Below are 18,722 nucleotides of genomic sequence, written 5' to 3'. Positions count from 1 at the left end.
CGTTCCGTACGGTTTGCGCAGTTCATCGTTCCGTTAAAGGCTGTTAGGCATGACAAGCCCCGGCCTTTGTTCGCAACATGCGGCTGTCCCCCGTACAGACGGCTCTGTCTGGCCGGGGCAGCCGTTTTTTATCAATGGACGCGCGGTCCCTCTTGCGGTCGCGTGGCCCCGAGGCCTTCACGGGCCATTTTCGCTTTCAAGCTTTCAAACAAGTACAGGCCGAACATGCCGAGCAGCTCTTCATCGGTCATCTCACCGATCAGCTTCAGCACGTCGCGGCGGTCGAGTTCATCCAAAATGGACATCGCCACCGCTTCAGCGTCTTCTTCATCCCCGGTCAGCCGGTCTTTGTAATATTCATATAGATCATCAATAAACTTCATCGGCATCGCCGCCTCGCTTATGGAAAGCGGGCTTCCTCCTCTCTTCGTAGTTGGCCGGCGCCGGTTGACAGCATCCGCCGCTCACAGTTGCCGGCCGTCTCCTTCTTCCTGATCATTCCGCCATTGGCAACGGATATACACTATAGTATAATGGAAAAAATATCATTCGAAAAGCGGGGGGGCGCCATGATTCGTCGGTTAACGAAGGAAGACCATGAGCAAGTGTTTTTATTTTTACAGCAAGACCCATCGTTCAACTTGTTTATTATCGGCGATATTGAGTCATTTGGCTATGACGCCGATTTCCAGGACGTCTGGGGGCAGTTTGACGGCAACGGCTCGCTGAAGGCAGTGCTGCTCCGTTATTATGATTCCTACATTCCGTACGCGCCTGGCGATTTTGATGCCGATGGCTTTGCTCGTCTCATCCGCGAGACCGCCCGCTCGTTGCCTGTCGAGCTGTCCGGTAAAGAGGAAATTGCCAGGCAGTTTGAAGAGCGGCTGCCGCTCGGGGCGAAGCGGACCCTTTACTTTTGCGAGTGCCGGACGGATGAATGCGCCCGTCAAGAAATGGGGGCGTTCGCCGTCAAAACAGCCGGATGGGCCGATGTTGATCGGATCATTGACTTGCGGCGCCGCATTCCTGAGTTTGACACGAGGCCGACGGCGCGCGACATGCTGGTGAAGGCGATGGAAACGAATTCAGCGAGAACGTACTATATTGAACAAGACGGCAAGATGGTGGCGGCGGCATCGACAGCGGCGGAAAATTCGCTGTCGGCGATGATCGTCGGCGTCTGCACCGATCAAGAACATCGCGGGAAAGGATATGCGAGCGCCATCGTGGCGAAGCTCGTTTGTGATTTGCTTGCCGAAGGGAAGATGCCGTGCTTGTTTTATGACAATCCAGACGCCGGCCGCATTTATCATCGCCTTGGCTTTTGCGATATCGGATTGTGGGCGATGTACCGTTAGAAAGGCGGAAGTCCCGCCAGCTTGCTTGTGGGCAAAAGCAAGCTGGCGGTTATTGTCCGTCTGCGCCGTTGGGCGTGCCGCGGCGAATGTGCTCGCCGCCGCGCTCCCGCATCGCTTTCGCCTTGTCGTTGACGAGCTGCTTTTGGTCAACGATGGAGGACGGTGTTTGGTTTTTGTTTGTCATGTTCATCACCCCAATGGAGAAGATTTGGCGCGCTGAATGAACATATCTGCATCTTCAATCAGCCCGCAGACGCCGCATTGGACGCGGTAGCTTGGGCCGCGGTACGGGAGATGGAACGGTTCGAGCGCGTCATTTGTGTACTCGTGCTCAATATCGCCGGTATGCGGGTCGAGCTTGACCGCCCGTGGGTGCTGCTCGATGAGGTGAAACCGCGTCCGGTTCGTTTTGCAGTTCGGGCATAACATCGGTTCCAATGGAAGCCACCTCCGGTTTTTATCTTTTGGAAAAACGGCCGTGATTATGTATAAGGCATCTGTTTTGTTTCAGTTCGTGCGGCTAGGGGACAGGGCTCGCGCAGCCGGTCGGACGGTGTGCGGCGAAAGACGCCTCCATTTTTCGGGCGCCGGAACGATTTTTGTTGACAATGGTTGCAGCTGTCGAGTATCTTAATAAACAAGAAGAATATTTCGTTTTTTTTGAAATGTTTTACGATCGATGCGAAGGAGACTGTTATGGCTGACAAACCGCTCAGAGACCGCATTATCGACACCGCTCTTCATTTGTTTGAGAAATATGGCTACCATGGCGTGACGGTCGACCGCATCGTCGCGGAAAGCGACACGTCGAAAGGCGGGTTTTACCATAATTTTAAATCGAAAGACGAGTTGCTGTACCATATTCATGACGTCTTTATTACGTATGCGCTGACAAAAGCGCAGGAAGCGTATGAAAGCTGTTCGACGCCGACCGAGCGCTTGTACGCCATCGTTCAATCGTTTGTCAAAGTATTTCATTTATATAAACCGCATATCACCGTCTTTTATCAGGAAAGCACGTACTTAAAACCGGAATACGCCGAGCTGATCAATGAAAAGCGCGAAGAATTTAAACAGATTATTTTTCGCGTCATCCGCGAGGGAGTCGAGGCCGGCGAGTTTCGTCCGGAGCTGTCGGTGGAGATTGCCGGCATGTCAATCATCGGCATGGTGAACTGGACGTACAAATGGTACAATCCGGACGGGCCGCTGTCGATTGAGGAGATTGCGAGCTATTTTGCCGATTTCATTTTGCATGCGGTGCTTCGCGACCCAGAGCATCCGGCGGCGGCACAGTTTTTGCTGCGGCCACCCGCCGAATAAGCGGTCTGTTGCGCACAGACCAACTAGTCGGTCTCGATAGTCGCCGAAGCAAATAACCGTTGGTCTATTTCCGTTCCAGCTGAAAACCGGCTAGTCGGTTTTCATATAGTCATTTTTCAAATGGGGGAGAGGGAGAAGATGGATTTTTCGTTGACGAAAGAACAACAAATGATTAAAGAGATGGTTCGTGACTTTGCGGAGAAGGAAATTGCCCCATACGCGGCGAAATGGGATGAAGAGGCGCATTTTCCGCGTGAAGTGTTCCGCAAAATGGGCGAGCTGGGGCTGTTGGGCTTGCCGTTTCCGGAGCAGTATGGCGGCGCCGGGGGCGATACGATTTCATACGCCATTGCCGTTGAGGAAATCGGCCGCGCCTGCGGCGGCACCGGGTTAAGCTACGCGGCTGCCGTTTCGCTCGGGGCGAGCCCGATTTATTACTTCGGGACGGAAGAACAAAAACAAACGTGGCTTGTGCCGATGGCAAAGGGGGAAACGCTTGGCGCCTTCGGGCTCACTGAACCGAACGCCGGGTCGGACGCCGGCGGCACGCGCACGACCGCGGTGCTTGACGGCGATGAATATGTCATCAACGGCGAAAAATGCTGGATTACGAACGCCCAATACGCGCGGCAAGTGATCGTTACCGCCGTCACGGGCAAAGACGCGCGCGGCAAAAACATCATCACCGCTCTCATCGTACCAACCGACTCCCCAGGATTTACAATCCGTTCGAATTACGACAAAATGGGTGTCCGCGCCTCCAATACGTGTGAGCTTGTTTTTGAGAACGTCCGCGTGCCGAAAGAAAACGTGTTGGGCGATCCGCAAAAAGGGTTTAAGCAGTTTTTGTACACGCTTGATGGCGGGCGCATCTCGATCGCCGCTTTGGCCGTCGGCATCGCGCAAGCGGCGTTTGAGAAAGCGCTTCAATACGCGAAAGAACGCGTTCAGTTTGGCCAGCCGATTTCCAAGTTTCAAGCGATCCAGTTTAAGCTCGCTGACATGGCGATGGAAATTGAGCTTGCCCGCAATATGGTGTACAAGGCGGCTTGGTTGAAAGACCAAGGGAAACCGTTTACCAAAGAAGCATCGTTCGCCAAGCTGTTTGCGTCGGAAATGGGGTTCCGCGTCTGCAATCAGGCGATCCAAATTCACGGCGGCTATGGCTATATGAAAGAATACGGCGTCGAACGCCACTTGCGGGATATCAAGCTCATGGAAATCGGCGAAGGCACATCGGAAATCCAGCGTCTCGTCATCGCCCGCCAACTCGGATGCTAAAAGCGGAACGATGCGCATATCCATAACAGTGAATTCGGACAAAGGGGAGGAGACGGTCGATGTTAGCGGTGACTGTGGGGAAATTGTTAGAGGAGCGCGCCAGGCAATACCCGGATCATGAGGCGGTCGTGTATGCCGACCGCAACTTGCGCCTGACGTACCGGCAGTTTAATGATTATTGCCGCCTTGTCGCGCGCGGTTTGATGCGGCTTGGCATTGAAAAAGGGGAACATGTCGCCATTTGGGCGACAAACGTCCCGGAATGGATCACCTGCCAGTTTGCGACCGGGAAAATGGGCGCAGTGCTTGTTACGGTCAATACAAACTACCAAGCGGCCGAGCTTGAGTATTTGCTGAAGCAGTCCGATTCAACGACGCTCTTTTTGATCGAACAATACCGCGATTCTTCGTACATCGACATTTTGTACAACGTTGTCCCAGAGTTGCGCACGGCCGAACCGGGGAACCTGCAGTCCAAGCGGCTGCCGAAGCTGAAAAACGTCGTTTTGCTCGGCGATCGGCGCTATCCGGGCATGTTTACATGGAATGACATCTTGACGATGGCGCATGAGGTGACGGAAGAAGAGCTCGATGAACGGTTAGAGCGCCTTGATCCGCACGATGTGATCAACATGCAATACACATCAGGGACGACCGGATTCCCGAAAGGGGTCATGTTGACGCATTATAACATCATTAACAATGCCCACCAAGTGGCGCAATGCATGAAGCTTGGCGAAGGTGACCGTCTTTGCATTCCGGTGCCGTTTTTCCATTGCTTTGGCTGCGTCATGAGCACCCTCGCGTGCGTCACTGTCGGGGCGACGATGGTGCCGGTTGTTGAGTTTCATCCGAAGCGGGTGCTCGAGACGGTGGCGGCGGAACGGTGCACGGCGCTGCACGGCGTGCCGACGATGTTTATCGCCGAACTGAACGACCCGGATTTCGACAAATACGATTTGTCGTCGCTGCGCACCGGCATTATGGCCGGCTCCCCTTGCCCGGTCGAAGTGATGAAAGCGGTCATTAACAAAATGGGCATGACCGATATTACGATCGCCTACGGCCAGACCGAATCGTCCCCGGTCATCACCCAGACGCGCACCGACGACCCGCTTGAGCTGCGCGTCGAAACGGTCGGCCGCGCGCTGCCGGGTGTGGAAGTGAAAATCGTTGAGCCGGGCACGAGCAACGAAGTGCCGCGCGGCGTGCAAGGGGAGCTGTGCACGCGCGGCTACCATGTGATGAAAGGGTACTACAACAACCCGGAAGCGACCAACGAAGCGATCGACCAAGACGGCTGGCTGCATACCGGCGATTTGGCGACGATGGATGAAAACGGTTACTGCCGCATCACCGGCCGGCTGAAAGATATGATTATCCGCGGCGGCGAAAACATTTATCCGCGCGAAATCGAGGAGTTTTTATACAAACATCCGAAAATTTTGGACGTTCAAGTCGTCGGCGTGCCGGATGAAACGTACGGGGAAGAAGTGATGGCGTGGATCATCTTAAAGGACGGCGAAACGGCGACCGCTGAGGAAATTCGCGAGTTTTGCCGCGGCAACATTTCCCGCCATAAAATCCCGCGCTACATCGAGTTTACCGATTCGTACCCGATGACGGCGTCCGGGAAAATTCAAAAATTTAAGCTGCGGGAAATGGCGAAACAGCGCCTCGGCTTAACGACTTAAACGGCCGTGCCGGGCGGTTCATCCGCCCGGCGGCATTCTCAGTTTTTGCGAAAGGGTGAGAGGATGTTTACGAAAGTGTTGATTGCCAACCGCGGCGAAATCGCCGTCCGCGTCATCCGCACGTGCCAAAAGTTCGGCATCCGAACGGTCGCCGTCTACTCGGAAGCGGACGCTGACTCGCTTCACGTCCAGCTCGCTGATGAGGCGTATTTGATCGGCAAGCCGCGCGTGGCGGAAAGCTACTTAAATATCGAAAAAATGATCGAAGTCGCCAAGGTTGCGAAAGCGGAAGCGATCCATCCCGGCTACGGGCTGCTTTCGGAAAACCCGGCGTTCGCCCGCCGCTGTGAGGAGGAAGGAATCGTCTTTATCGGTCCGAAGGCGGATGTCATTGCCGCGATGGGCAGCAAAATCGAAGCGCGGCGGACGATGGAAAAAGCCGGCGTCCCGATCGTCCCAGGCGTCTCCTTTGCGTTAGACAGTCCAGATGAAGCGGCGGCAGCCGCGGCTTCGATCGGCTATCCGGTCATGCTGAAGGCATCATCAGGCGGCGGCGGCATCGGCATGCACATCGCCCGCGATGAAGCGGAGCTGCGCCAGGCGTTTGAAGGCAGCCAAAAACGGGCCGCTTCGTTTTTCGGCGACGGGACGATGTATATTGAAAAATATATTGAACGTCCGCGCCATATTGAAATTCAGCTGCTCGCCGATGGGCGCGGCAACTGCGTCTACTTATGGGAGCGCGAGTGCTCGATCCAGCGTCGCCATCAAAAAGTGGTGGAGGAAGCGCCGTCGCCGTTTTTAGATGAAGAAACGCGGCGGAAGATGGGCGAAGCTGCCGTGCGGGCAGCACGTTATATCGGTTATGCGAACGCCGGCACGATTGAGTTTTTGGTCGACGAACAAAAAAACTTTTATTTTCTTGAAATGAACACTCGGCTCCAAGTCGAACATCCGGTGACCGAAGAAATTACCGGCATTGACATCGTTGAAGAGCAGCTGCGCATCGCCGCCGGCGAGCCGCTCCGCTATAAGCAGGAAGACATTCGCCGCGATGGGCATGCCATTGAAGTGCGCATTTATGCCGAAGACCCAAACACGTTTTACCCGTCGCCCGGCCGCATTGCCGTCTTTTCCGTTCCTCAAAGGGGAGGAATTCGTCATGAAACGGCGGTCCAAAGCGGGATCACCATTACGCCGTTTTATGACCCGATGATCGCCAAATTGATCGCCAAAGGCCCGGATCGGACATCGGCGATTGAACGCTTGCTCGAGGCGCTTCGGGACTATCGCGTTGAAGGAATTAAAACGAACATCCCGCTGCTTAAAGCGGTATTGTCCCATCCGGCGTTCCGTGCCGGGGAAACGACGACCGATTTTCTTTCAAACTATTGGCAGCCAACGAAAACAAAATGAAGCAGAAACGGAGGAAGAAACGATGAACCAAGTCACTGCCACCATGGCCGGAAGTGTATGGAAAATTGTCGTCGCCGTCGGCGACCGCGTCGAAGAAGGGCAAGATGTCATTATTTTAGAATCTATGAAAATGGAAATTCCCGTCGCTGCCGAGACGTCCGGCACAGTAAAGCACATTCATGTGCAAGAAGGGGATTTCGTCAACGAGGGCGACGTACTCGTTGAGATTGAGTAAGGAAACAGGCGCGCGAACCGTTCCGCTAACAATAGGGGGGAATTTGCCGTTCGGTATGGCAAAAGGCAAGGGGACGGGGGACAAAGCGAAAAGGGGGAGCGGACATGGGCCGATGGCCGACGAAGGTGACGATTAAAGAAGTCGGTCCGCGCGACGGCTTGCAAAACGAAGCGGCGCCGGTCGCGACGGCTGACAAAATCGCCTGGATCAATTTATTGTCGGAAACCGGGTTGTCGTATATCGAAGTGACGTCATTTGTCCATCCAAAATGGATTCCGCAGCTGGCTGATGCCGCCGAAGTCGCAGCCGGCATCCGCCGCAAGGACGGCGTCGCGTATGCCGCGCTCGTCCCGAATGAGAAGGGGCTTGAGCGGGCGATTAGCGCCGGGGTCGATGAAGTCGGCGTCTTCATGTCAGCAAGCGAAACGCATAACCAAAAAAACATTAACAAAACAATCGCCGCTACGTTTCCGGTGTTGGAAGGAGTCGTGAAAGCGGCCAAGCAAGAAGGAAAAACAGTGCGCGGCTACGTCTCGACGGTGTTTGGCTGTCCGTACGAAGGGGAAGTTGCCGTCGATCAAGTGCTCACGGTCGCTGACCGGCTGTTTACGATGGGGATTGATGAGCTGTCGCTTGGCGATACGATCGGCGTGGCGACGCCAAAACAAGTCGAGGACGTGCTTGCCGAGGTGCTCCGCCGTTTTCCAGCCGAGCGGATCGCCATGCATTTTCACGATACAAGAGGGACAGCGCTCGCCAATATTGTAGTCTCGATGGAGATGGGGATCACAACGTTTGACAGCTCGCTTGGCGGCCTCGGCGGCTGCCCGTACGCTCCGGGAGCATCAGGAAACGTTGCCACCGATGATTTAGTGTACATGCTGCACGGCATGGGAATTGACACCGGCATTAATGTGGAGCAACTGACGAAAGCGGCCTTGTTTATTCGCGACAAAATCGGCCGCCCGCTCCCAAGCCGCTATTTACAAACGATTTCATCATCAGCAAATTCATTCAAGGAGGAAGAGAAAAGTGGGGACGCTCGTATCGTTTGAAATGCAAGAAAATGGCATTGCCATCGTGACGTTAAACCGCCCGGAGGCGGCCAATGCGCTTTCCAGAGCGCTTCTCCTAGAGCTTGGCAGCCTTTTGCAAGAGATCAAGTTTCGAAAAGATGTACGTGTTGTGATTTTGACCGGGGCGGGAGAAAAAGTGTTTTGCGCCGGCGCCGATTTGAAGGAGCGGGCGGGAATGAATGAAACGGAAGTGCGGCAGGCGGTCGCCTTGATCAGCAAAACGATCAACGAGGTGGAGAAAGTGCCGCAGCCGGTTATCGCCGCGTTAAACGGCTCGGCGTTTGGCGGCGGGCTCGAGCTCGCTTTGGCGTGCGACATTCGTTTCGCTGCTGATGACATCCAGCTTGGGTTGACGGAAACGTCGCTTGGCATCATTCCGGGAGCGGGCGGTACCCAACGGTTGCCGCGCCTTGTCGGCATCGGAAAAGCGAAAGAGCTGATTTTTGCCGCCAAACGGATCACGGCCAAGGAAGCGGAGCGAATCGGCCTCGTCGAATACGCCGTGCCGCGCGCTGAACTGATGGGGCGGGCGCTTGAATTGGCCCGGCAAATCGCCGAAAACGCGCCGATTGCCGTCCGCCAGGCGAAACGGGCGGTGCAAAGTGTGTTTAACGTCGACCTAGAGACCGGCCTGGCGATCGAGCAGCTCGCCTATGAGGCGACGATTCCGACAAAAGACCGGTTGGAAGGCTTGCAGGCGTTTAAAGAAAGACGGAAACCGGTATACAAAGGGGAGTAAGGCGCTTCAACGCGGCCGGCCAAAAGCATCGGGAACGGTCGTTGGCACGTTTCTAAACAAACGACCGCAGGCGCTTCAATGCCGCCGTCCAAAACGGCGCGGCCAAACGTGCTGCGCCGGGGCGGGCTGCTTGCGGAGCGCGCATGGGGAACTTGCTGTCAAAGTGCTGCCTCAAAGTGGCTGGCCGCGGTGTGTCATGCCATTGAACGGTGTTGGCGGGCATGACATTCAACGGATCAACATGCCGCCTGCGAAACGGGCGGCGTAAACGAAGCAAGGAGGGGACGACATGGGGATGAAGGAAACGGCTAGGGAACGTGCTGCGCTGGCTGCAGAGCTGGAGAAACGGGCGGCCGACATCAAAAAAGGCGGGGCGCCGAAATATCATGAGAAAAACGCCGCCCAAGGAAAGCTGTTTGTCCGCGACCGGCTGAACTTATTGCTGGATGACGGCTTGGAAGTGGAAGACGGGCTGTTTGCCAACTGCCTGGCTGACGGGCTGCCGGCGGATGGGGTTGTGACCGGCATCGGCAAAATCAACGGCCGGACTGTCTGTGTGATGGCGAACGACTCGACCGTCAAAGCCGGTTCTTGGGGGGCGCGCACGGTCGAAAAAATCATCCGCATCCAAGAGACGGCGGAAAAGCTGCGCTGTCCGCTCATTTACTTAGTTGATTCGGCCGGCGCCCGCATTACCGATCAAATCGAAATGTTTCCCGGCCGGCGCGGGGCGGGGCGCATTTTTTACAATGAAGTGAAACTGTCGGGGAAAGTGCCGCAAGTGTGCTTGCTCTTTGGTCCGTCGGCGGCCGGCGGCGCCTATATTCCGGCGTTTTGCGATATCGTCATTATGGTGGAAGGCAATGCGTCAATGTATTTAGGCTCGCCGCGCATGGCAGAAATGGTTATCGGTGAAAAAGTAACGCTTGAAGAAATGGGCGGCGCCCGCATGCACTGCACTGTTTCGGGGTGCGGCGATGTGCTTGTGAAAACGGAAGAAGAGGCGATCGCTTATGCGCGCCGTTATTTGTCATATTTTCCGTCCAACTATAGCGAAAAACCGCCGGTTGCAGAAGCGAAGCCGCCGAAATCGTTCGACAAAACGATTGAAGACATTTTGCCGGCGAACCAAAACGCGCCGTTTAATATGTATGATTTAATTGAGCGGATCATTGACGAAGGATCGTTTTGCGAAGTGAAAAAGCTGTTTGCGCCGGAAATCATCACCGGCTTGGCGCGTCTTGGCGGCCAGCCGATTGGCATTATCGCCAATCAGCCGCGCGTCAAAGGCGGGGTGCTGTTCCATGATTCAGCTGATAAAGCGGCAAAGTTTATTACCCTTTGCGATGCGTTCCATATTCCGCTGTTGTTTTTGGCTGACATCCCGGGCTTTATGATCGGTACGAAAGTCGAGCGAGCCGGCATCATCCGCCACGGGGCGAAAATGATTGCGGCGATGTCGGAAGCGACAGTGCCAAAAATTTCGATCATCGTCCGCAAAGCATACGGCGCCGGGCTTTACGCGATGGCCGGACCGGCGTTTGAACCGGATTGCTGCCTTGCGTTTCCGAACGCCCAAATCGCGGTGATGGGACCGGAGGCGGCTGTTAACGCCGTCTATGCGAACAAAATTGCCGAACTGCCGCCGGAAGAGCGGCCGGCGTTTGTTGAGCAAAAGCGGGAAGAATATCGGCGCGACATCGACATTTACCGTCTCGCCTCCGAGCTTGTCATCGACGGGATCGTTGCACCGAACGAGCTGCGCGGCGAGCTCATCCGCCGATTTGCCGCGTATACGTCCAAATACATGGCCTTTTCCGAACGGAAGCATGGGGTGTATCCGGTTTGAAAAAAATGGATGGTTGTCCCCCTTGCCAAACAACTAAGGATCGTGTATGATAATAATCACCAATCCGCTGCTGCGTTGTGCGTTGTAGAATGAAGTTTCAACCGATGGCAATGAAAAGGGAGTTCTATATCGAAACCGGAATGCCATGCCTCCAATTCGTCAGCGAGGACGGCAGGAACGTTTCTGCGAACACCCACCTAGTAGAGCGTGGTTGAGAAACTGCATTCAGCCGACGGCAACCGCGGCGCGGATCCCTTACATAATCGGCGAAGGCGTCCAAACGGGCGCCTTTTTTGTTTATACGGCATCCACCGCCGCCTTGTTTCAACAGGGCGGCGGTGATTTTTGTAGGCGAAGGAAACAATACAGTTGATTTTTCTTATTTCCATGCTATAATCATATTTCGTGTAAAAATAATTCGTATTGAAATTATTCGGGTTGGTGAGTAAAGGGGGTGGATCAATGGAAGGAACGAGCCGAGACATTATGTACGCCATTTTTCGGGCGCAAAAGGCGCTGTATCGCCTGATCCGCGAGGATGCGGCCCGCGTCGGGATTACGGAAGTGCAGCTGATGGTTCTGTACACGTTGTTGAAAAAAGAGCATATCCGTCTAAACGATTTGGCGGAAAAGCTGAACTTAAGCAACAGCAATGTCAGCGGCACGGTTGACCGGCTCGTTAGCGCCGGCCTTGTTGTTCGCGAGCCGTCGAAACAAGATCGGCGCGCGGTCATTTTGAGCTTGACGGAAAAAGGGAAAGAAATTGTCGCCTTGGCGTTCGGCGAGCAGTCGGTGCTGCGCCGGCGGCTCCAACGCATTCAGGAACTCGTCCCGCCGGAGGAAATTGAACAGTTTTTGCGGCTGCAAGAGAAAGTAAAAACCATTTTGCTCGGGGAGGAATAAACGGTGAACGTGAAACGATTGCTTGTACTGAACATCATCGTGCTCATTTTGCTTGTCGGCGGGGGATTTGCCGCCTATTATTATATCAATGAAACGACCAACTACATTAAAACGGACAACGCCCGCATTGACGGCCAAGTGATCTCGGTTGCTGCGCCGCTGTCCGGAAAGCTGACATCTTGGCGGGGGGAGACAGGAAAAACGTTTTCTGCCGGGGAAGAAATCGGTGCGGTGTCTGATGGGAAAACGACGGTGCCGGTAACCGTGCCGCACCGGATGACGATCGCCCAGCAAAGCGCGATCAAAGATTCGTTTGTCGCCGCGGGGACGCCGCTAGCTCGCGGGTTTGATTTAAACGACTTGTGGGTGACGGCGAACATTGAAGAGACAGATATCGAGGATGTCAAAGTCGGTCAAGATGTCGATATTTATGTCGACGCCTATCCAGACCGCCAATTCAGCGGAAAAGTGGAAAAGCTTGGCTATGCGACAGCGAATACGTTCAGCTTGTTGCCGAGTTCCAACGCAACGGGCAGTTACACGAAAGTGACTCAAGTCATTCCGGTGACGATTTCCATCGACAACTACAGCGGAGCCGGACTTGTGCCGGGCATGAACGTCACCGTCCGCATTCATAAGTAGGTGATGAGCGATGTCTACATTTGTCATTAGCTACATGGTCTTTGCCGTTTTCGTCCTAGCCGTCATCAACATCGCGCTGCGCCGGCGCAAACCGGCTTCGGCCGTGGGTGAGACAGCAGGCGGGGCCGAGCCGGCAGGAGCCGCGCGGCCAGCTGCCTCGTCCGGACAAAACCAAGGCGGGTTGGGCGACATCGGCAGCCGCGGCAAAGTCGTGGCAACGGTCATGCTAGGAGCGTTTGTCGCCATTTTAAATCAAACGTTGATCAACGTCGCCTTGCCGCATATGATGCAAGATTTCAATGTTGAAACCGCAACAATCCAGTGGCTCGTTACTGGTTACATGCTTGTCAACGGAGTGCTTATTCCGATCAGCCCGTTTTTAATCGCCAAGTTTCCGGCGAAAACGTTGTTTATCTCGGGTATGTCATTTTTTTCCATAGGTGCGTTTGTCTGCTCGATCGCTCCAACGTTTGCCGTCATGCTCGCGGGACGGCTGACGCAAGCGGTTGGAGCGGGCATTATTATGCAGCTCATGATGGTCATTATGCTGTCGATTTTCCCGCCGGAACGCCGTGGGGTGGCGATGGGAACAGTCGGGATTGCGATGATGTTTGCGCCGGCGGTCGGTCCGACGCTTTCGGGTTGGCTCGTCGAGCATTATACGTGGCGCCTTTTGTTTTATGTTGTGTTGCCGATCGCGATTTTAGACATTGTGCTCGCCTCCGTCTGGCTGAAACATACGCCGCGTAAAGGCAATCCAGTGCTGGACGTGCAAGGGGCGGTCTACTCCACGATCGGGTTTGGCGGCGTTCTGTATGGCTTCAGCGAGGCCGGAAGCAAAGGATGGGGCGAGACGGAAGTGGTTGTTTCGCTTGTCATCGGCGCCTTGTTCCTCATCATGTTCACATGGCGTTCGCTGCGCTCGGAGCATCCGGTGCTCAATTTCCGTGTGTTCCGCTACCCAGTGTTTACGTTGGCGACCGTCATCGGTTCGGTCATTAACATGGCGATGTTTGCCGCGATGGTCTTGCTCCCCGTGTATTTGCAAAACTTGCGCGGTTTTACGCCGCTCGATGCCGGTTTGCTATTGCTGCCGGGGGCGATCGTCATGGCGATCATGTCGCCGATTTCCGGTTGGGTGTTCGACCGCATCGGCGCGCGGCTGCTTGCTATTGTCGGCTTGATCATCACCGCTGTGACGACGTGGGAGTTCAGCAAGCTGACGATGGATACGCCATACAGCCATTTGATTTGGCTTTACATTTTCCGGATGTTCGGCATGTCGATGCTCGGGATGCCGATCATGACCGAAGGGTTAAACGCCTTGCCGCGCCATCTGTACAGCCATGGCACGGCCATGTCGAATACAATTCGCCAAGTGGCCGCTTCGCTCGGAACGGCGTTTTTGGTGACGATCATGTCCAACCGAGCCAAGTTTCATGTCGAAACGTACCGCAATGAAATGACGGAAAACGATCCGTTCTTTATGGGGCTCGTCAGCCAGCTGAAGCAAGTCATCCCGAGCGATGACGCCATTGCCCAGCTGCTGTACGGTTTGGTGCAGCAACGCGCCACGGTGGAAGGAATCAACGACGCCTTTTTCGTCGCGACTGGCTTAACGGTGGTGGCGCTTGTCATGGCGTTTTTCTTAAAAGGAAAAAAACAGAAATCACCGTCAGCATAAGAGGCTGGTGGTTTCGTGTAAAATGTTACTCCACAATTAAATCTTCACGACCTTTTTCGTTCCTGATGAACATTTTTGGCCGTTGACGGCCGGACGACAGCCGAAAACAAACGGCCGTTTGCGAACGCTATAATTGCAGCGAATGTTCAGGGGGGGGGAGAGGTGGAGCGGCAAAGCAGACAGCACATGAGACAAGCGAGGCGAAGACGGCTTTGGTTCCGAGCGCTCGTTGCCATCGCTTTGGCGTTGGGTGCCCTCGTTGCCGCCCTTCATTGGGCGATTAACCGGCAAAATATCGCCGCTCTTGAGAAGCCGCTGCCGACAGCAACGGTCATTTATGACGAACACGGCCGCGTGGCAAGCAAGCTGGCGGCGGCGAACATCGAAGAAGTGCCGATTGAGCGCGTGCCAAACCATTTTCTCCAAGCCATCGTCGCGACGGAAGACCGCCGCTTTTATGAGCATAACGGCGTCGACTATTACGGAATTTTGCGTGCTGTATGGCGCAACGTTCGCGCCGGGGAATGGGTCGAAGGCGGCAGCACGATCACCCAGCAGCTGGCGAAAAACGTTTTTTTGACGAATGAAAAAACGTTGGCTCGGAAGTGGAAGGAATGGCTGATTGCCCAAAAAATCGAGCGCACGTACAGCAAAAAAGACATTTTAGAAATGTATATCAACCGTGTTTATTTTGGCGCCGGAGCTTGGGGAGTGGCGAGCGCCGCGAAAACGTATTTCGGCAAAGACGTTTCCGAACTGACGCTAAGCGAATCGGCGCTGTTAGCGGGCCTTGTAAAAGCGCCGTCCGCCTTATCGCCGCTCCGCCATTACGACAAAGCTATCGCTCGGCGCAACGTGGTGTTGGCGCTGATGAGAGAGCAAGGCTATATCGACGATCAAGAATGGAGCGCCGCGAAAAGCGAGCGAATCGCGATCGAGCAAGAGCCGAAGCGTGACCCGTATGCCGGGAAGTATCCTTATTATGTCGATGAGCTGATCCGCGAAGCGATCACGCGCTACGGCTTGACGCAAAGCGATGTCCTTTCCGGCGGACTGCACATTTACACGGAGCTTGACCCGAACATGCAGCAAGCGCTTGAAGCGGTGTATGCGGATGATTCGCTGTTCCCGTCAAGTCCGGATGAGGTGCCCGTCCAAAGCGGCGCGGTGCTGCTCGATCCGAAAACAGGCGGGGTGAAGGCGTTAGTTGGCGGCCGCGGCCGCCATGTGTTCCGCGGCTTTAATCGCGCCACGGAGCTCAGGCGCCAACCGGGATCAGCGCTTAAGCCGCTCGCTGTGTATACGCCGGCGCTCGAACAAGGGTACGGGCCATTTTCGCCGCTCAAAGACGAGCCGCTCGATTTCGGCGGCTACCGCCCGCAAAACTACGATCACACGTACCGCGGCACGGTGACGATGTATGAAGCGGTCATCCATTCACTCAACGTGCCGGCCGTCTGGCTGTTAAACGAAATCGGCCTCGACAAAGGGATGGATGCGCTGCACCGATTCGGCTTGCCTTTGGAAAAAGAGGACCGCCAGCTCGGCATCGCGCTTGGCGGCATGTCCCGCGGCGTCTCGCCGCTCGAGATGGCGGAAGCGTACGCCGCATTTGCCAGCGATGGCGCCCGCCCGGACGGCCATCTCATTACGAAAATCGTCGATGCCTATGGCCGCGAGGTGGCGGAATGGAAGCCGCAGCGAACGATCGTCACGTCCGAAAAGGTGGCGCAGCAAATGACGTTGTTGCTCCAAGGCGTCATCCGCGAAGGAACCGGGAAGCGCGCCGCCATCCCTGGACGGGAGCTCGCCGGCAAAACCGGATCGACGGAAATGACGATCCCCGGCATCGACGGAGTGAAAGACCAATGGATGGTCGGCTATACGCCACAGCTCGTCGGCGCGCTTTGGCTCGGCTATGACCGGCCGGATCGCACGCATTATTTGACGACGACAAGCGGGGAAACAGCGGCGGTCATTTTCCGCCACATCATGGAGAAGGCGCTGGCCGGCCAGCCAGCTGCTCGTTTTTCACTGCCGCTCGTCAAACAAGAGGAACGAGAGCGCAAAAAGCGCGGGCAACGCGCGCCTGAATCCGCGCCGCCAAAGGTGAAGGAAACGAAGGAAAAACCGCGCCCGCCCGGTCATGAAAAAGGAAAAAACAAAAAAGAGAAAAAAGAAAAAAAGCATGGAAAAAGGCATGGCGGCAAGCATGAATAAGCTGTTGCCAAAGGCGTTCTTATCCCCTGTTTAGGCGCATATATATAAAGACAAGCCGCGCGAAAAAGGGGGGAGCGCCATGGCGCATTTCGGATCGAAAGGATGGCTTGTCGCCGAGTTGAAAAAGGCAGGCATCGCCCGTCATCCGGTCGGGCGGAAAAAAATCGAAACGTACAAGGCGACGGAGCTGTACGGGCTGTACCGAAAATATGTGCAAAAGACGCGCTGAGCCGGACAAAAAGGATCCGGCTTCTTTTTTTCGGGCAAAATAACAAAGGAAAGGAGGGAGGCGCACCGGTCGTTTGGCCGGGAAAGGAACGAACGCCGAACGGAATGAAGAAAAAACGGTTTACTGTAGCCGAAGGTGAAACGATTGCCGCCTGTTTAGAGCGGATGAAACAAGAAGGATACCGCCCTATCCGACGCGTTGAGCAGCCGATTTTCCGCGAAGTGAAAACAAACGGCGAAACGACAGTTGAGCCGTGCGGGCGCATCATCGAATTTGAGGCGGTGCGCGACGAGCCGTAGCCAGGGGCGTCCTTAGCCGGCCGCCATGGCTTGCGTTTCGCTTTCGGCTTGCACCATCGTTGCCGACTTTCCATGCCGACAGCAAAAGGAGGGGAGTCTCACAAAGGCAGTCAGCCCCCTCCTTATCGCTGCATTATGCGTATTCACTCCGGTAAAAACCCTTTTGTCTTGCGCCTCGGCCAACGGTCTTTTAGGGCCAGCTCCTTCAGCTGTGCGGCCATTCGCGCGTTTTTTTCGCTTCCCGATGGTCGCCGGTCGGGTTGCCGCTTGACGCTTCGTAACCGACTTGGTACACGTAGTGTTTCGGGGCATGGATGACATTGTCCATCCGGTATTGATCCAAGTCGTCTTGAAATTGCCGTTTGCTTTCTTGGTCGCTCATGTTTGCGGCCTCCTTGTCGATATAGTCTGGGCGCATTTATAGGGTGTACGATTTGGCCCCGCTTTATCAAAAGCCATGGATCGTCATGCCGCCGTCAACAAATAGCGTTTGACCGGTGATGTAGCTGGCCGCATCGGAGGCAAGAAACACGGCCGGGCCGACGAGTTCAGGCAGCTCGCCGATCCGTCTGAGCGGGGTGACGGCTAAAATGTCGTTCACATACGCTTCGTCTTCAAGCAGCGTTTTCGTGAGCGGCGTTCGGAAATACCACGGGCCGATGGCGTTAACGAGAATGCCGTAGCGCCCCCACTCAAACGCCAGCACTTTCGTCATTTGGATGAGCGCCGCTTTGGTCGCCGCGTACACCACACCGGTGCGCAAGGCGACATGGCCGGCGACCGAGGCAATGTTGATGATTTTGCCGCCTCGTTCTTGTTCTTTCATCACGCGTCCTGCTTCTTGCGAGACGAGAAACGCTGACTTTAAGTTGGTGTTTATGATCGTTTCCCATTCGTTGTCTGTCACATCCAAAGCTGGGGTGCGGATGTTCATTCCGGCGTTGTTGACGATGATGTCAAGGGATCCAGCCTGTTGCTTGACGCCGGTGACCGCCTTGTGCACCGCTTCCCGGTCGGTGACATCGGCCGGCCATATGTACGCTTTCCGCCCGAGCGATTCAATGTGGCTTGCCGTTTCTTCCAAATCCGCTTTGGTGCGGGCGATGAGCGCTACGTCCGCTCCGGCTTCGGCAAATCCGATGGCGATCGCCCGGCCGATGCCGCGCCCTGCTCCGGTCACAAGCGCCGTTTTTCCGTCCAAACGGAATGAAGGCAAAAACATAAGAGTCTCCCCTTTCGAAAATGATGACCCGGCTTGCTGGCGGGTGTCCGCATAGTTTCACTATAGCACGGTTGTCTGCCGCCGCCAACGATTGAGGAGCCGGCCATGGCGGCAAATTGAACGTTGCAGCTGGTTGTCCGGGCCGCTACAATAAAGAAAGGGGAAAACTATAAAGAAAAGGAGATGACGCCATGATCCATTACACATGGGCGACCCGGCCGACGATCAAGAAAGTGAAATGCGTCCATACGAACGCGGAAAAATACATCGTCAACCATGTCTTGACGCCGGGAAACGTGTATGAAGTGAAAAATGAAACGGATGAGTTTTATTTTGTGGTCGACAACAGCGGAAAAGTCGGCGGGTTTTACAAAGATTATTTTGAAGAAGTACAATAACTGCGTTAGCGGCCATGAAAAAACGGGTGTCCGAAACCGGACATCCGTTTTTCGTGTGCGCCCGGCATGGGTGCAGTCTATAGGGTGAAAGTCCCGAACTGCGAAGGCAGAAGTAGCAGTTAGCTTAACGCAAGGGTGTCTGCGGCGACGCAGA

21 protein-coding genes and 1 other RNA gene are annotated in these 18,722 nt (G+C 55.2%); 17 read left to right on the top strand and 5 right to left on the bottom strand.

Annotated elements, in window-relative coordinates:
* Positions 1–131: 131 nt before the first annotated feature.
* Complete coding sequence (locus tag B9L21_RS08495; RefSeq protein ID WP_063166003.1) at positions 132–389, bottom strand: DUF6154 family protein; 258 nt, start codon at positions 387–389, stop codon at positions 132–134.
* 180 nt (positions 390–569) lie between these two features.
* On the opposite strand from B9L21_RS08495, the gene B9L21_RS08490 reads away from it, so the two are divergent.
* Positions 570–1,358 carry a GNAT family N-acetyltransferase gene (locus tag B9L21_RS08490; RefSeq protein ID WP_063166002.1) on the top strand — a complete coding sequence of 263 codons (789 nt, stop codon included), beginning with the start codon at positions 570–572 and terminating at the stop codon, positions 1,356–1,358.
* Positions 1,359–1,407: 49 nt separating this feature from the next.
* Here B9L21_RS08490 and B9L21_RS18050 read toward each other — a convergent pair whose 3' ends face one another.
* Positions 1,408–1,542: a hypothetical protein gene (locus tag B9L21_RS18050; protein ID WP_257722303.1), complete on the bottom strand. Its 135-nt coding sequence runs from the start codon at positions 1,540–1,542 to the stop codon at positions 1,408–1,410.
* A gap of 5 nt (positions 1,543–1,547) precedes the next feature.
* Positions 1,548–1,796 (bottom strand): hypothetical protein, encoded by a 249-nt coding sequence (locus B9L21_RS08485; protein ID WP_063166001.1) that lies wholly within the window; start codon positions 1,794–1,796, stop codon positions 1,548–1,550.
* Positions 1,797–2,054: 258 nt separating this feature from the next.
* Between B9L21_RS08485 and B9L21_RS08480 the strand changes: the two genes are divergently transcribed.
* The 15 genes from B9L21_RS08480 to B9L21_RS08410 all read left to right on the top strand — a co-directional run bounded on the left by B9L21_RS08480 (position 2,055) and on the right by B9L21_RS08410 (position 16,948).
* On the top strand, positions 2,055–2,681 hold the full coding sequence (locus B9L21_RS08480; RefSeq protein ID WP_063166000.1) for a TetR/AcrR family transcriptional regulator: 627 nt from the start codon (positions 2,055–2,057) through the stop codon (positions 2,679–2,681).
* A 138-nt stretch (positions 2,682–2,819) separates the two neighbouring features.
* Positions 2,820–3,962 (top strand): acyl-CoA dehydrogenase, encoded by a 1,143-nt coding sequence (locus B9L21_RS08475; protein ID WP_063165999.1) that lies wholly within the window; start codon positions 2,820–2,822, stop codon positions 3,960–3,962.
* A 59-nt stretch (positions 3,963–4,021) separates the two neighbouring features.
* Positions 4,022–5,656 (top strand): AMP-binding protein, encoded by a 1,635-nt coding sequence (locus tag B9L21_RS08470; protein ID WP_063165998.1) that lies wholly within the window; start codon positions 4,022–4,024, stop codon positions 5,654–5,656.
* A 63-nt stretch (positions 5,657–5,719) separates the two neighbouring features.
* Positions 5,720–7,072: an acetyl-CoA carboxylase biotin carboxylase subunit gene (locus tag B9L21_RS08465; protein WP_063165997.1), complete on the top strand. Its 1,353-nt coding sequence runs from the start codon at positions 5,720–5,722 to the stop codon at positions 7,070–7,072.
* Between the two features lie 22 nt (positions 7,073–7,094).
* Complete coding sequence (locus B9L21_RS08460) at positions 7,095–7,307, top strand: acetyl-CoA carboxylase biotin carboxyl carrier protein subunit (RefSeq protein ID WP_063165996.1); 213 nt, start codon at positions 7,095–7,097, stop codon at positions 7,305–7,307.
* A 104-nt stretch (positions 7,308–7,411) separates the two neighbouring features.
* Positions 7,412–8,362: a hydroxymethylglutaryl-CoA lyase gene (locus B9L21_RS08455; RefSeq protein ID WP_063165995.1), complete on the top strand. Its 951-nt coding sequence runs from the start codon at positions 7,412–7,414 to the stop codon at positions 8,360–8,362.
* Complete coding sequence (locus tag B9L21_RS08450; protein WP_063165994.1) at positions 8,340–9,122, top strand: enoyl-CoA hydratase; 783 nt, start codon at positions 8,340–8,342, stop codon at positions 9,120–9,122. Before B9L21_RS08455 ends, B9L21_RS08450 begins: the two co-directional genes overlap by 23 nt.
* Positions 9,123–9,411: 289 nt before the next feature.
* Entirely contained in the window at positions 9,412–10,971 is a 1,560-nt protein-coding gene (locus B9L21_RS08445; RefSeq protein WP_063165993.1) for an acyl-CoA carboxylase subunit beta, read from the top strand.
* 63 nt (positions 10,972–11,034) lie between these two features.
* Positions 11,035–11,223: non-coding RNA, 6S RNA (gene ssrS, locus B9L21_RS08440), on the top strand.
* 210 nt (positions 11,224–11,433) lie between these two features.
* A complete protein-coding gene (locus B9L21_RS08435; protein ID WP_063165992.1) occupies positions 11,434–11,874 on the top strand; it encodes a MarR family winged helix-turn-helix transcriptional regulator in 441 nt (146 codons plus the stop codon).
* Positions 11,875–11,877: 3 nt separating this feature from the next.
* On the top strand, positions 11,878–12,516 hold the full coding sequence (locus tag B9L21_RS08430; protein ID WP_063165991.1) for an HlyD family secretion protein: 639 nt from the start codon (positions 11,878–11,880) through the stop codon (positions 12,514–12,516).
* A 10-nt stretch (positions 12,517–12,526) separates the two neighbouring features.
* Positions 12,527–14,200, top strand: coding sequence for a DHA2 family efflux MFS transporter permease subunit (locus B9L21_RS08425; protein WP_063165990.1), 1,674 nt, complete (start codon positions 12,527–12,529; stop codon positions 14,198–14,200).
* A 162-nt stretch (positions 14,201–14,362) separates the two neighbouring features.
* On the top strand, positions 14,363–16,420 hold the full coding sequence (locus tag B9L21_RS08420; RefSeq protein ID WP_063165989.1) for a transglycosylase domain-containing protein: 2,058 nt from the start codon (positions 14,363–14,365) through the stop codon (positions 16,418–16,420).
* 79 nt (positions 16,421–16,499) lie between these two features.
* Positions 16,500–16,649 (top strand): DUF2639 domain-containing protein, encoded by a 150-nt coding sequence (locus tag B9L21_RS08415; protein ID WP_071880193.1) that lies wholly within the window; start codon positions 16,500–16,502, stop codon positions 16,647–16,649.
* A gap of 104 nt (positions 16,650–16,753) precedes the next feature.
* A complete protein-coding gene (locus tag B9L21_RS08410) occupies positions 16,754–16,948 on the top strand; it encodes an NETI motif-containing protein (RefSeq protein WP_063165988.1) in 195 nt (64 codons plus the stop codon).
* Between the two features lie 205 nt (positions 16,949–17,153).
* On the opposite strand, the gene B9L21_RS17615 is transcribed toward B9L21_RS08410, so the two are convergent.
* Both B9L21_RS17615 and B9L21_RS08405 read right to left on the bottom strand, forming a co-directional pair.
* Positions 17,154–17,330, bottom strand: a complete 177-nt coding sequence (locus B9L21_RS17615; RefSeq protein WP_168157883.1) for a hypothetical protein — start codon at positions 17,328–17,330, stop codon at positions 17,154–17,156.
* A gap of 66 nt (positions 17,331–17,396) precedes the next feature.
* Positions 17,397–18,170, bottom strand: coding sequence for an SDR family NAD(P)-dependent oxidoreductase (locus B9L21_RS08405; protein ID WP_063165987.1), 774 nt, complete (start codon positions 18,168–18,170; stop codon positions 17,397–17,399).
* Positions 18,171–18,361: 191 nt separating this feature from the next.
* Between B9L21_RS08405 and B9L21_RS08400 the strand changes: the two genes are divergently transcribed.
* Positions 18,362–18,568: a DUF6501 family protein gene (locus B9L21_RS08400; protein ID WP_063165986.1), complete on the top strand. Its 207-nt coding sequence runs from the start codon at positions 18,362–18,364 to the stop codon at positions 18,566–18,568.
* The last annotated feature ends 154 nt before the right edge of the window (positions 18,569–18,722 follow it).

Source organism: Geobacillus uzenensis (assembly GCF_002217665.1).
Lineage (GTDB): Bacteria > Bacillota > Bacilli > Bacillales > Anoxybacillaceae > Geobacillus > Geobacillus subterraneus.
The sequence above is the reverse complement of the archived record's forward strand: the minus strand, read 5'-3'. Positions and strand labels throughout refer to the sequence as shown.